This window comes from Methyloversatilis thermotolerans, from assembly GCF_000372885.1.
GTDB classification, from domain to species: domain Bacteria; phylum Pseudomonadota; class Gammaproteobacteria; order Burkholderiales; family Rhodocyclaceae; genus Methyloversatilis; species Methyloversatilis thermotolerans.
The window spans coordinates 2,627,666-2,641,163 of the sequence record NZ_KB889967.1 but is presented as its reverse complement, the minus strand read 5'-3'; the positions used below and the strand labels follow the sequence as shown (position 1 = coordinate 2,641,163).

Here is a 13,498-nt window from a genome sequence, read left to right as displayed (position 1 = left end):
ATGTTGACGCGTGCGGTCCGCACCGGCTGTAGCGAGCCGGCGAACGGAACAGAGCGCGACCGGATGTGCGGGGCAAGGAAACACCCGGGCAGGGAGGAGGTCAGACCTTCCGGATGCCGTGACCGGGTGCTGCGCAGAGCGGGTTCGGAACGTCATACATGGTCCACCAGGGCCCGGATTGTAAAGAGTTGATGCACCGTGTGCCTCGGAACGTCCACCCGCTCAAGCTCGAAGGCGGGGCGCCGATAGCGCATTATGGGTGGGCAAGGGGGGGGGAAGACGAGAATGGACCTGTTCGATTTCATGACCGGCAAGACACTGGGGCGTGCGCAGGATTACGGCGACGAGGTGCTCAATGCGAGCTGGCTGCCCTTGCCTGAAGCCGGGCCGGCAGTGCGGCGAACCCATGTGGCGCGACAGCGCAGCGCGGTGTCCGACCCGGATGCCTTCCTGCGCGATATCTACCGCGCGCAGGAATAAGCGCCGCAGCAAGGCCTGTCACCGGCGGCACGCGGGCGAAGTGCGCGGCCTGGCGAATGCGCCACCGCGATGAAGCTCGGGGCGCGGCATGCCTGCCTGTCCCCCGTCCGCCCGAGCGTGATCGTCACGCGGACACCCGATCGGGCGCGCACGATTTCCGCAACTCGTGTCGCACAAGCTCATCGTTCGTGCTTTTCCGCATGCGGCTGTACAGTCGTACTTTTGCCGGATTGACGCGGTTTGTTTTCGTGGGATGTAATCCGGACGAGTGACCGCTGCCTGCATCCATGACCTTCCCTTTTCTCGTTCCCGGCTGTTCACACGCCTTGCCGCTCTGTCGCGGGTGCCTGCAATGAACGGTGCTGCGCGCCTTGTCGGCCGTTATCGTCTTGGCCGGGAGATCGGCCGGGGCGAACGGGGCATCGTGTACGAGGCGACAGAACCCGCGTCGGGCAGGCTGCTCGCGCTCAAGATTTTCCGCACCGATCTGGCCGACGAGCCGGCGCGTTACGCGGCCCAGCTGGGCGAACGGTTGTCGGCGGTGTCCCGCCTGGACCATCCCGGCGTGGTACGCGTCGTCGAACTCGGCCTGTCGGTGGAGGACGGGCAGCCCTGGGTGGCGATGGAACGGGTGGAGGGGCGCTCGCTGCGCCAGCTCCTGGACGCGCTTCCGCGCATGTCCTTCGAATGGGTTCGCAGCATCGGCGCCCAGGCCGCAGAGGCGCTTGCTTACGCGCAGAAGGCGGGCATCGTGCACGGTGGCCTGAAGGCCGGCAATCTGCTGATCGACGGCGATGGCCGTGTCGTGGTGACCGATTTCGCCTTGCCTGCTGCATCGCCTGGCGCCCTGCCTGCGGTACCGCAATACCTGTCGCCGGAGCAGGTTCAGGGTCTGCCTGCCGATGCGCGTTCCGACGTGTTTTCGCTGGGCGCCCTGCTGTTCGAAATGCTGGTCGGACGTCCACCTTTCGGTTCGCCGCTGACCGGATCACTGTCCGGCGTGCTGGAAGGCATTGCCCATGCGCCGACGCCGTCGCCCAGTGCGCTTGACCCCGAGGTGCCGCCTGATCTGGATTTCATCGTGATGAAGGCGCTCGCCAAGTCGCCGGTCGATCGCCACGCCGATGCCGGCGCACTGGCGCGCGCGCTGCGTGCGGCGAACGTCGATATGCCGCGTCCGCCGACCCCGCTCGCCGAGCCGCCTCCGGTCACCGTGGTGGCCGTCGAGGATCTGCCGGCGCCGCCTTTCAAGCGCGGACAGCCGGGGCGCCCGGGGGCGCCTGTCGACGACGTCCTGGCTGAGCTGGAAGCGGACCTGGAAGCCTTTTCGGCACGCTCGCTCGCCGACCTTGAACCGAAGACGCTGCCGCTGCCGCGCGCACCGAAGTCCCCCCCCGATTCCCCGCTGGACGTCGCGTTTCCGCGCCTGCTCGATGCGCCGGTGTCGGGAGCGGCCGAGCATCCGGGCCGAAGCGGGCCGGCGTCCGCGACGGTGCGCACCGGTGCCGGTTCCTCGTTGCTCGCTGATCTTGCTGGTGAAGCCCAGCGCATCCGCGCCCATGCTGCACAGATGCAGCGCGGCGAACGCGCCGCGCGCACCGAAGCGGAGCAGGCGCTGGCTGACCGGCTGCTCGGTGTGCGCGACTATTTCAGTCAGCTGGTGGCCCAGCTCAACGTGATCAGGCCGCAGGTGTCGCGCGACTACCCGCTGCTCGGGTTGGGCGTGCTGCGCGGCCTGGCCTGGCATTCGTCGGACGTGCATACGCGCAACCGGGGCGTCGAGATGCCGGACCAGATTGCCCGCGTTTCGTTGAGCTGGTTGCTGCAAGGGCAGGCGGTACTGCACTGCGAACGTGACCCGCTTTCCGCAGATGCGCTGCGTGGCGCGCTGCGCGAGCACGGCGTGAGGTTCGAGGAGCAGCCGCAGCGCGACGAACACGGGCGTCTGCGCAGCCTTGTGTTCGATGTCGCACCCGAGGTTCGCGCGCGCGTGGAGCTGGCCGCCGATTACGAGTGGCTGTCGCTCAAGCTCACCTTGCAGAATGTCGAGCGTTTCGGCCTGGTTGATTACCTGCCGCCGCGCATCGGCGATGACGTGGAATGGCTGGATGAACTGGTGCGTCTCATGCTCGGTCAGCCCAGCCGTTTTGCATCGCTGGTCCGCCTGGTCGTGCCGACGCCGCCCTGACGACGCCACCATTCCGGCGCGCGCCTCTTTCGCAGGCCGGCGCAGAAAATGCTTGCCTCCAGTCCGGAAAGTCTCAACTTCTTCGCAAGCGCGACGAAAGAACACACATCGGGTACTTTCCGGATTGCGGATGTGGCGTACCGCCAGCCGCGCTCCAGGTTCCATTTGCAGCAAGGAGATCAGCCATGCAACAGGCGGATATTCGGATTCCTCTGGCGGAATGCCGCGAGATCTATGATGTCGGTGATGTCGATCGCGCGATGGAGGCGGGCAACCATTCCCGCAGCGAGGCGCTGTCGGCTTTCTACGAGAAGATGCGCTCGCTGGGCGGGGTGCGCTATGTCGTGAAGCCTTCGTCATTCGACGGACTGGATCCACTGTATGCGCGCTGCCCCAACTTTGCGCCGGTGCTCGATGATCTGAAGCGTTATCTCGCGCTGGCGGTGGCCGGCAACGAGCCGATGAACTTCACCCCCATGCTGCTGCTCGGCGAGCCCGGCATAGGCAAGACGCACTTCGCGCGGCAACTCGCGCAGTTGCTGGGCACCGGATTCGAATTCTTGTCCATGTCTTCGCTCACCGCCGGCTGGATACTGTCCGGCGCCTCTTCCCAGTGGTCGCATGCCAAGCCGGGCAAGGTGGCCCAGGCGCTGGTATGCGGCGACTACGCCAATCCTCTGGTGGTGCTGGACGAGGTGGACAAGGCGGGTGGCGACGCCCGCTATGACCCCATGGGGGCGCTGTACGGCCTGCTGGAACAGGACACCGCGCGCCGCTTCAAGGATGAATTCGTCGAGGTCGACATCGACGCCAGCCACATCATGTGGGTGTCCACGGCCAACGACGAGCGCTCCATTCCCGAGCCGATACTGAGCCGGATGAACGTCTATACCGTGCCGCGGCCGGATCACGACCAGGCCTGCGTCATCGCCCGCACCTTGTACGAGGAACTGGTGGCCGCGCACGACTGGGGCTTCGAACCGGATGCGCCGGACGATGTGATCGACCGGCTGGCGGCGGTACCGCCGCGTGACATGCGAAAGGTGCTGCTGGCGGCCTTCGGCAACGCAAAGCTGGCGCGTCGGGATCACCTCGAAGTGGTGGATCTGGACGCGGGGCGCGCCACGCGACAGAAAAAGATCGGCTTCTGAGTGCGGCGCGGGCGGCATGGGCCGCCGTGGCCATCGGCCGGCTACAGCGTATGACTGCGGTCGCCGCGCAGGAAACCGCGCAGCGGCGTGTCCGGCAGGCCGCGCGTCAGGCAGATCACCTTGAACAGTTCGCCCATTTCGGCGGGCGAGGTGAGGCGGTTCACCGCGGCGTTGTGACGGGCGCGCGTCATTGCGTCCGCGCCGCTGCTTTCGCCCAGCAGTTCCAGCAGGCCGCAGTTCAGCAGGAAGCGGGCTTGCGAGGTGTAGCCCGCCAGTGACATGCCGGCATCGAATGCCGCCTGCGCGATTGCGGTGAAATCGACATGGGCCGTGATGTCGTTCAGTCCGGGCATCCACAATGGATCGCCGTGCGCGTGATGGCGGTAATGGCACATGAGCGTGCCCTGGTAACGGTCGGCGTGGTAGTACTCGGCCTGCGGAAAGCCATAGTCGATCAACAGCAGCGCGCCGCGGCCGATGCGCCGCGCCCATTCGGCTACCCAGGCGCGGGCCACGAGATTGATTTCGCTGTCGTAGCCATCGCTGAAGCCCAGGCGCCTTGCCTCGGCGGTGAGCGCCGGCGGCGCGGGTCGCCAGTCCAGCACCAGATCATCCTCCACCGTGTCCACCACTGCCTGGTCGATGCCGCCGGCGTTGCCGCGTACCCGTTCGACGGGCATCGCGTCGAGCACCTCATTGCCGATCACGACGCCGTCAAATTGTGGCGGCAGACTGTCCAGCCAGCTCACACGCGATGCCAGAGCGGGCTGGCCGGCTGCCAGTGTCTCGCGTTGACGCTCGCGCAGGTCGGCCGAAAGTTCGAGGATGAAATAGTGCGTCGGCGCGGCGCCGAGGCGGTCGAGCGCACCCAGCAGGTCGACCGCCAGCCTTCCGCTGCCGGCGCCGGTCTCCACGATGCAGGGCGCGCACAGCGCCATCAGATCGGCAAGCTGGCGGGCCAGACTGTGCCCGAACAGCGGTGTCATTTCCGGGGCGGTGATGAAATCGCCGCCGGCGCCGAACTTTTGCAGGGCGCCACTGTAATAGCCCAGTCCGGGCGCGTACAGCGCCCGCTCCATGTAGCGGCTGAAGGGCAGGGCACCATGGCGGGCGATCTCGTCGCGGATCAGCGACCGCAGCCGCTCGCTGTGGGTGCGGGCATCGTCGTCGGGCGTGGGCAGGGACATGGCGGATGAAGAGGTTGTTGGCGACCTGGCGTGCGGGTCCGCGATAATGCGGCATCGCGTCAGGACATACAAACAGGCGGAATTCGGATGGAAAACGGCAAGGTGGCTCTGATTACCGGCGCGGCCCGGCGGCTCGGGGCGCAGATCGCCCACACGCTGCACGACGCGGGTTGGCGTGTGGCCATACATTACCGGCAGTCGGCGGAAGAGGCGCTGCTGCTGCTCGATCAGTTCAATTCCCGGCGCGCGAAGAGCGCCTGCTGCCTCTCGGCCGACCTGCTGGATACCGCCCGCCTGCCGGAGCTGGTCGACATCACCCTGAGCAAGTTCGGCCGGCTGGATGCACTGATCAACAACGCGTCATCGTTCTTTCCGACGCCGGTGGGCAGCATCAGCCTGCGCGACTGGGACGATCTGACCGGCAGCAACTTCCGCGCACCGCTTTTCCTGTCGCAGGCGGCGGCACCCGCGCTGAGGGATACCGAAGGCTGCATCGTGAACATCGCCGACATTCACGCCGAGCGGCCACTGCCCGGTTACGCGCTGTACAGCGCATCCAAGGGCGCGCTCGCCACGCTGACGCGCGCGCTCGCCATCGAGCTCGCGCCGCAGATACGGGTGAATGGCGTGGCACCGGGGCCGATCCAGTGGCCGGAAAACGATCTGTTCGATGCCGCCGAGCGCGAGCGCATCGTGCAGCACACGCTGCTGAGGCGCGAGGGCGACCCGCGCGACATCGCCCGCACCGTACGCTTCCTGATCGAGGATGCACCCTACATCACAGGCCAGATCATTGCCGTGGATGGCGGGCGCAGCGTACATCTCTAGTCGCGGCCCCGCGCGATCAGGGCGGCAATATGCCCGCACTCGGACCTTCGTCGTATTGAAGCGGGATCGGCGCACAGATACAGTGGCTGTTTGTAAAATGGCGATACAACACATCGCCTCCCCTGCAACCGCCCTGTCATGACTTCACAACAACGATCGCTTTGCGTGCTGTTCGCAGACGTGTCCGGCAGTACCCGGCTGTATGAAAAGCTGGGAGATGCCGAGGCGCTGCGCGCGGTCGAGCGTTGTCTGAACCGCATGCGCCGCGTCGTGGATGGACATGGCGGCAAGGTGATCAAGACCATAGGTGACGAGGTCATGACCACCTTCGACACTGCCGATGCCGGCATACAGGCGGCCTGTGAGATGCAGCACCGGGTGACCGACCTGCCGCCGGTTTCAGGCGTGAAGCTGGCGATACGCGTGGGTTTCCACTATGGCCCGACGATAGAGGAAAACGACGACGTGTTCGGCGACACGGTCAATACCGCGGCGCGCATGGCCGGACTGGCCAAGGCCGGTCAGATCATGACCACTTCCGAAACCATGGCCGCGGTGACGCTCAGTCTCGCCCCCGAAGTGCGCGAGATCGACGCGCTGACGGTCAAGGGCAAGGCCGAGGACGTGCGCGTGTTCGAGGTGCTGTGGCAGGATGGCGCCGACCTTACGATGAAGGCCTCCAGCATCGTCGCGAGCTACGCAGCCGCCCGGCTGCTGGTGAGTTACCGTGGTGTCGAGGTGACACTGGATACCAGCCACGGTCCGCTCACCCTGGGTCGCGACATGAGCAACGAAGTGGTGATCAAGGACCAGCGCGCCTCGCGCAACCATGCACGCATCGAGCGCCGGCGCGACAAGTTCGTGCTGGTCGACCAGAGTACCAATGGCACCTTCCTGCGCATCGAGGGCGAGAACGAGGTCATCCTGAAGCGCGAGGAAATGATCCTGCGCGGCCAGGGCACGATAGGTTTCGGCCACAGCGCGCTGGAACAGGGCATAGACCTGATGCGTTTCGAGGTACTCGAGTAGGCGGCCGCCGGACTGTTTTTCCGGCGGCGTCCGGATGCCGCTTCAGATGCTGATGCGTTTGCGCAGTTCGGGATCGTGGATGACCGTTTCACGGCGCGATGGCGCGGCCTCGATCAATGCTGCCGGCGGCAGCGTCTGCAGTCGTGCGACCACGTCGGGTGCGGTGCAGGCAGGGTCCAGATCCAGCGTGACCGCATCCGGCGAGCTTGATGCGATGCTCAGACAGTTGCGCCCGAGCTTGCGCGAAAGCGGCAGCAATATGCCCGCCTGTACGTTCTGAGCGACATCGGTCAGACCGCCGGACAGATCGACCACGAATTCCGCGCGATCGCTGCCCAGAGATTTCACGTCGGTGGCCAGCACCGACCGCATCGAGGCGATTTCGCGCAGCAGTGAGCCGGCCATTTCCTCCCCCGGCAGCCCGGTGATCTGCAGAGTCACCTTGCGTGCCATGAAATGGAAGTGGCTCAGAAAGAAGTTGCGGCTGAACTGGTCGCCCACCCGTTTGCCGATGTCGGCCAGCGCCTTCTCTTCGGATGCCCAGCTCAGCCCTTCCGGCATCTCCGTGTTCAGATACACCTCTTCGCCGGTCTTTCGATCGATGCAGCGCACGGTCCACGACGTGAGCACGACCTTTTCGATCACCACACCCGATGCGGCGAGACGCGCAGTCAGACGCTTGAAACGCACTTCGCTGTCTATCGAGAAATCGGCGTTCTGACCCGCCGACGGGTCGTCGCTCCAGGTGCGGAATCCGAAGCCCTGGATGTGCTGCTTCAGCGTGTTCTCGGCGAGCGGCGAGCGCTGGGCCGGAACCGCAGGATCGCCGTCCGACCAGCGCGAGGTCACACCTACCGCGATCTTCGGGTCACCGTTGTTACGGATGAAATCGACGCGCTCTTCCTGCGACATCTGGTTCAAGGACTTCTGCACCTCGCGTACGCGTACTGCCGCACGCACTTCGCCGGCCATCAGGCCATCCTTGCCGAGTTCGGGTGGACTTTCCTCGAGCACTGCCTGGATGAAATCGCTGCCGCGATCGAGCAACCTGGACTGCAGCACGTCGTAGTGCGCGTTCACGGACTTCGGATCGACAAACAGCGCCACGGCCTTTTCCAGTATCTGGCGCCGGGCATCGTCGCGCATGGCCCGGGTCAGTGCCTGTCTGTCATGCGTGAGCCTGGGGTCGCCCGGGTCGGCCAGGCCGATGGCGCTGATGATGGCCACGCCGGGATCCATGCCGGCGTGCGGCGCCGCGGGAGAGGCGGCTGGTTGTGTCGCCGCCTGCGCGACCTCCGCGGCCGGTGCCGGACGGCCCGGCGCGGTGTCGTGCGTGAGCCACCATGCGCCCGCGCCAAGCGCGAGCAAGGCGACCACCAGCGCACCTGCCAGCGGCCCGCGCGATGATGCGGACGGTATTGCCGGTGCTGCGGGTGTGCCGATCGACGCTGCGGGTGGAACGGAGGGCCGTGCCGATGTGGCGGCTGCGGGCGGCTGGACGCTGCCGGTGACGGTCGTCGCATCCGCAGATGAAAGTGCGGTGGCATCCGGTTCGGCGAGATTCACCATCGTGGCATCGTTGTCGTCCGCAGCGCCTGACAGCGCCGCATCGAGGGCCTGACGGAACTCGTGGGCGCTGCCGAAGCGGTCTTCAGGCCGCTTGGCCATGGCCCGCCTGACCACCGCATCGACGCGCGGCGACACATGCACGTTCAGCACCGAAGGCCAGGGCGGATCCTCCTTCAGCACCTTGTGCATGATGGTGGTGAGCGCGCCGGTGAACGGCTTTTCTCCGGTGAGCATCTGGTAGAGCACCACGCCGGCCGAGAACAGGTCACTGCGGCCGTCCACGGTCTGGCCCATGAACTGTTCCGGCGACATGTAGGACGGCGTGCCCATGACCGTGCCCGCCTGGGTCAGGTTGGACGACTCGATGCGCGCGACGCCGAAATCCGCCACCTTCACCGTGCCATCCGGCAACAGGATGATGTTGGCCGGCTTGATGTCGCGATGAGTGACGCCATTGCGGTGCGCATGTTCGAGTGCGTCGAGAAGCTGGTCCATGATGCGACCGACCATGGGCAGCGCGATGCGCTCGTCGGCGTCGAAGGCATCCTTCAGTTCGCGACCCTGCACGAATTCCATCGCGATGAAGGCGGTGCCGTCAGCTTGGGCGCCGCTCGCTTCCCCATACTCATAGATCGCCACCACATTCGGGTGGTTCAGGCGCCCGGCTGCCTGGGCTTCGCGCTTGAAGCGGGCGATCACCTCGTCGGCTTCGCTGCGCTCGAGCTGTTCGCGTTTCAGTGTCTTGATCGCGACGCGGCGATCGATCACCGGATCGCGACCTTCATACACGATGCCCATCGCACCCTGACCCAGTTCGCGCAGGATGTCGTACTTGCCCAGCTTTGCAGGAATGCTCACGGTATGCTCCGTCGGCACGGTGGCGGCGTACTGCCCGCCTTGCCGCGGCCCGATGCGAACGGGCCGCGCGGTCGCTTACTTGTACTTCGCGTCCATTTCCCACACCGACTTCTGCACCAGGCGCTGCACCATGCCATCCAGCGTGATGCCGCCTTCCTGGCTGCTCGATACGCCGAGGATGGATGTGCCCTTGGCCCCGACTTCCATCTTTTCCTCGGTATAGCCCTGTGCGACCTGTTCGGTGGTGTTGGCGTCGATCACCTTGTAGCGCATGCCGATGATCCAGACGCCGGCTGCTGCGCCGGTTTCGACCGAACCCACCGCTTCGCCGGCGGCATAGCTGCCGCGACTGCCGCCGAGGATGCCGATGATGTTGCCCAGGGTGCGGCCGCTGACAGCTTCCTTCGCGGCTGCGACCTGTTCGGCCTTGAGGATGTCGAACTTCACGACATACTTGGTCGTCTTGAACTTGCCCTTCTGCAGCATCTTCTTCGCCGAGGCGGGATCGCCCATCGAGTAGGCGAGCTGGAATTCGCCCAGCAGAGGGCCGAGATCGGAACGTTCGAGCACCTTGAAATTGGCCTGCGACAGTTCGAGTTCGCCAAAGTCGGCGATGTTGTTCGAACTGAACTTCTGGGTGAAGGTCGCGTTGTTGCTCTTGATCTCGCCGGGCACGACGATGACGGTGGGCCCTGGCTTGGACTTGTTGCTGTACTCGACCGCCTTGTACATCGCCTTGTCGGCGCTTTCGTTCGCCTTGTCCGACACGCTGCTGCCAGCGGTGGGCGAAGCACTTTCGAATACCGGCTGGGCAGTGGCCACGCCGCTGACGGTGGCCAGCAGCATGGCCGTCAGCGCGAGTGCAAACGGGCGGTGGAGCAAGACATTCATGATGGGTCCTCTCTGAAGGTGATGTGCCGCATGACGGCACGACGATCCATGCCACCCCGTGCGGGGGGCTTGCTATTTGTTGGTTTTCTTTGCGCCACTCTTCACGGCGGCTGGCTGTGCGTCGCAGTAGCCCGCGAGCAGTTCGTTCACGACGCCATCCGCCTTCTCCTCGATCAGCATGCGCGCCATGCCCAGCGTATCGCTGCCGGAATAGGATTCGGCATCGGTGCGAGCTTCGGACAGCAGTTGACCGGAGGGTGTCAGAAGGGCGTAGGCGATGGTGACCTGCACTTCCGGTAAGCGCACCACCGCATTCATGGTCGTGCGCGCGTCTATGGTTCCGCGCAGTATGAGCTGCGCGCCCAGCTTCTTCGAAGCAGCGAGTGCGGCATCCGGGTCGTTCCGGAAGTAGGCGTCGACTTCGGCCTGCGCAATGCGCGCTCGTATCTCCGCTTGCGTGTAGGTGCGCATGCCCTGCTTCTGCAGCCGACGGTTGATCGCGTTGAAATGCGGACTGAAACGGGCCTGTTCGGCCGAAATGCCGTCGCCGCTGCGCTCGCCCATGATGAGCAGCACGGTCTTGCGGCGCAGCCCGTCCAGGCAGGCCGGAGGCAGGGAACGCATTTTCGCGTCGGCCGCCGCCTTCTCGGCTTCAGCGTTTGCTGCGTCCTTCGCCGCCTCCTCGCTGAAGCTGAAGCCATGCGCGAGCGCGCACTGCCCGGCGACCAGCAGGGTGACAAGACCGAAGCGGATGGGACGCTGGCGCAGCAATGGAAGCTCCGGCAGAGGAACACCGCCGGAATATAGCAAAGGGGTATGCGCGTGACTGCGCAGCGATCGCGCCTACGCACTGCATTTCGTTGCACAGGACACGAATGCCGCCACGCCGGAGCGTCGTGGCGGCATCACGGGCCTGTCAGGCTTCCTTGCAGGCCTTGATGAAAGCCTTGCGTTCCTCGCCCTTGAGCGCCTTTTCCTTCGCTTCGTCCCGGCACTGGCTGGCCTTGGATGGCAGGTCGGCGGTCTGGCCGGCGTCGGCCTTGTCCGCCTTGCCGGCGGACAGGCAACTGCTCATGAAAGCCTTGCGTTCCTCGCCCTTGAGCGATTTCTCCTTGGCTTCCTTGTTGCAGGCGCGCATGCGCTCCTGTTGTGGCGTGGCGTGCAGTGGCGGCGAAGCGAGCGCGGAGAGGGACAGGATCAGGATGCTGCGGGAGAGTGTGTGGCGGAGCTGCGGCATGGCGGACCTCCTGGACTGTGTGGATGATGATCGGGCACCGGCGGACGCAAGCCGGCACGTGCGCCTTCCTGCGGAAGACGCACCGATGTTATGCCCATGTCATCGTCATGTACAGTCCGGGTCAGCCATCCTCCCCACCAAGGGCGCGCCGCTGACGTTCCACGAATTCGAGCGTGGAGTCGATGCCGCGGAAACTGAGGATGGTGGTACGCACCGCCGCTTCGACCAGCACCGCGAGGTTGCGGCCGGCGGCGACCGGAATGACCACCTTGCGTATCTTGACGCCCAGGATGTCCATCATTTCGTTGTCCAGCGGCATGCGGGTGGCTTCCGGCAGGCCGCTCACCTGCTTCTGCAGATGCACCACCAGTTGCAGCTTCATCTTGCGCCGGCAGGCGGTCTCGCCGAATACGGTGCGGATGTTGAGCACCCCCAGACCGCGCACTTCGAGAAAATCCTTCAACAGTTCCGGGCAGCGGCCTTCGAGCACGTTCGGGGCGATGCGGGAAATGTCCACGCAGTCATCGGCCACCAGCCCGTGTCCGCGCGAAATGAGTTCCAGCGCCAGTTCGCTCTTGCCGACACCGGAATCGCCGGTGATCAGGACGCCCATGCCCAGCACGTCCATCGACACGCCATGCAGCGTGGTCCGGTCCGCCAGTTCGCGTGCCAGATAGGCGCGCAACTGATCGATCACCGACGCTGCGCTGCGCTGGGTGGTGAGCAGCGGGATGCCGCGCTCGGCGCAACCGGTCCGGATCATGATCGGCGGTTCTGCACCGTCGGCGACGATGAAGGCGGGCGGGCGGGCATCCAGCAGGCTGCCCACGATGTCGTCGACCTTGCGCGGTGGAACCGATTCGGCCCACAGGATTTCCGGTACGCCGACCACCTGGATGCGACGCAGATGGATGGTGTTCAGGTGACCGACCAGGTCGGCGGGGGACAGCCCGATCTGGTCCGCGACGATGAGGGTGTCAGAGCTGCCGCACTGCCATTGCAGCCTCAGACGATCCCTGTTGTCCTCAAACAGCCGCGCGACGCTGAGTTTCCGCATGCGCTGGTTGCCAGGACATGAAAAGGTGATGGATGGCCGGACTGTCGCCGGCCTGCTGCAACTGTTCGCGGAAAGGTTTGTCCGCGAACATCTGCGCCAGTTCGGACAGGATCTGCAGATGCAGTTCGGTGGCCTGTTCCGGTACCAGCAGCACGAAAAGAAGGCTGACCGGGCGGCCGTCGGGTGCGTCGAAGGCGACCGGGTTTTCCAGCCGGATGAAGCCGCCGACCGCTTCCTTCAGGCCCTTGATGCGACCATGTGGAATGGCCACGCCTTGTCCGAGACCGGTAGATCCCAGCTTTTCGCGCGCGAACAGGCTGTCGAACACCTGGCTGCGGGCGATGCCGTGATTGTTCTCGAACAGCAGGCCGGCCTGTTCGAACACGCGTTTCTTGCTGCTCGCTTCAAGTCCCAGGCAGATATTGGAGGCGGGCAGCAGCTTGGCGATGAGCGTCATGTCAGTCCTGCCCGGCGTTCCGGCCGAAATGACAGCCCGAGTCGGGCATCTGGCGAACGTCAGGGCGTGGAGGGCAGTTCATGGCAGGGTGACTCCGTGCACGCGGCAGGCGCAGTGCCGTGGTTAACGGCCGCTGCGCCGGACAGTTGATTGCACTGCAACAAGGAACGGATTATACGCCCCAGCTCCGTGGCAATCGTGTCATTCTGCCGCTTGGTGCTTCAGTGCTTCGCGCGTGTGATCGCCCGATTTTTCCTTGTGCTTGAGCACTTGGCGATCGAGTTTGTCGATCAGGGCATCCAGTGTCGCGTACATGTCTTCGCTCTCGGCTTCGACGAAAATGTCCTTGCCGCGCACATGCAGGGTGACCTCGGCCTTCTGCAGCAGCTTTTCCACCGACAGGATGACGGAAACGCTGGTCACATGGTCGAAATGGCGGATCACGCGGTCGAGCTTGGACTCGACATATTCGCGTATTGCCGGGGTGACTTCGAGGTGATGGCCGGTGATGGTGAGGTTCATGATGCCTCCTTTCGTTACGGGACGAAAAATGCGGGGCGGTCGGG

At 65.1% G+C, this 13,498-nt stretch carries 13 protein-coding genes; 5 read left to right on the top strand and 8 right to left on the bottom strand.

Features of this window, described 5'->3' with window-relative positions; all coding sequences use genetic code 11:
- Positions 1 to 285: 285 nt before the first annotated feature.
- From A3Q7_RS0111760 to A3Q7_RS0111750, 3 genes are all read left to right on the top strand, one after another.
- Positions 286 to 480, top strand: coding sequence for a hypothetical protein (locus tag A3Q7_RS0111760; protein WP_018412084.1), 195 nt, complete (start codon positions 286 to 288; stop codon positions 478 to 480).
- 352 nt (positions 481 to 832) lie between these two features.
- A complete protein-coding gene (locus A3Q7_RS0111755) occupies positions 833 to 2,668 on the top strand; it encodes a serine/threonine-protein kinase (RefSeq protein ID WP_018412083.1) in 1,836 nt (611 codons plus the stop codon).
- A gap of 185 nt (positions 2,669 to 2,853) precedes the next feature.
- On the top strand, positions 2,854 to 3,819 hold the full coding sequence (locus A3Q7_RS0111750; protein ID WP_018412082.1) for an AAA family ATPase: 966 nt from the start codon (positions 2,854 to 2,856) through the stop codon (positions 3,817 to 3,819).
- 41 nt (positions 3,820 to 3,860) lie between these two features.
- Here A3Q7_RS0111750 and A3Q7_RS0111745 read toward each other — a convergent pair whose 3' ends face one another.
- A complete protein-coding gene (locus A3Q7_RS0111745; protein ID WP_018412081.1) occupies positions 3,861 to 5,006 on the bottom strand; it encodes a class I SAM-dependent methyltransferase in 1,146 nt (381 codons plus the stop codon).
- An 87-nt stretch (positions 5,007 to 5,093) separates the two neighbouring features.
- Between A3Q7_RS0111745 and A3Q7_RS0111740 the strand changes: the two genes are divergently transcribed.
- Both A3Q7_RS0111740 and A3Q7_RS0111735 read left to right on the top strand, forming a co-directional pair.
- Positions 5,094 to 5,834, top strand: a complete 741-nt coding sequence (locus A3Q7_RS0111740; RefSeq protein WP_018412080.1) for a pteridine reductase — start codon at positions 5,094 to 5,096, stop codon at positions 5,832 to 5,834.
- A gap of 138 nt (positions 5,835 to 5,972) precedes the next feature.
- On the top strand, positions 5,973 to 6,863 hold the full coding sequence (locus tag A3Q7_RS0111735; protein WP_077231354.1) for an adenylate/guanylate cyclase domain-containing protein: 891 nt from the start codon (positions 5,973 to 5,975) through the stop codon (positions 6,861 to 6,863).
- A gap of 42 nt (positions 6,864 to 6,905) precedes the next feature.
- Here the strand turns inward: A3Q7_RS0111735 and A3Q7_RS20300 are convergent, their stop codons facing one another.
- The 7 genes from A3Q7_RS20300 to hpf form a co-directional block, all read right to left on the bottom strand.
- On the bottom strand, positions 6,906 to 9,290 hold the full coding sequence (locus A3Q7_RS20300; protein WP_051079202.1) for a serine/threonine-protein kinase: 2,385 nt from the start codon (positions 9,288 to 9,290) through the stop codon (positions 6,906 to 6,908).
- A gap of 75 nt (positions 9,291 to 9,365) precedes the next feature.
- Positions 9,366 to 10,181 (bottom strand): hypothetical protein, encoded by an 816-nt coding sequence (locus A3Q7_RS0111725; protein ID WP_018412077.1) that lies wholly within the window; start codon positions 10,179 to 10,181, stop codon positions 9,366 to 9,368.
- Between the two features lie 72 nt (positions 10,182 to 10,253).
- Complete coding sequence (locus tag A3Q7_RS0111720) at positions 10,254 to 10,952, bottom strand: hypothetical protein (protein ID WP_018412076.1); 699 nt, start codon at positions 10,950 to 10,952, stop codon at positions 10,254 to 10,256.
- Between the two features lie 145 nt (positions 10,953 to 11,097).
- Positions 11,098 to 11,418 (bottom strand): PsiF family protein, encoded by a 321-nt coding sequence (locus A3Q7_RS0111715; RefSeq protein ID WP_018412075.1) that lies wholly within the window; start codon positions 11,416 to 11,418, stop codon positions 11,098 to 11,100.
- Positions 11,419 to 11,539: 121 nt separating this feature from the next.
- Positions 11,540 to 12,475 (bottom strand): HPr(Ser) kinase/phosphatase, encoded by a 936-nt coding sequence (gene hprK / locus A3Q7_RS0111710; protein WP_018412074.1) that lies wholly within the window; start codon positions 12,473 to 12,475, stop codon positions 11,540 to 11,542.
- Entirely contained in the window at positions 12,444 to 12,932 is a 489-nt protein-coding gene (gene ptsN / locus A3Q7_RS0111705) for a PTS IIA-like nitrogen regulatory protein PtsN (protein ID WP_018412073.1), read from the bottom strand. Before ptsN ends, hprK begins: the two co-directional genes overlap by 32 nt.
- A 201-nt stretch (positions 12,933 to 13,133) precedes the next feature.
- A complete protein-coding gene (hpf, locus tag A3Q7_RS0111700) occupies positions 13,134 to 13,454 on the bottom strand; it encodes a ribosome hibernation-promoting factor, HPF/YfiA family (protein WP_018412072.1) in 321 nt (106 codons plus the stop codon).
- Positions 13,455 to 13,498 lie beyond the last annotated feature (44 nt).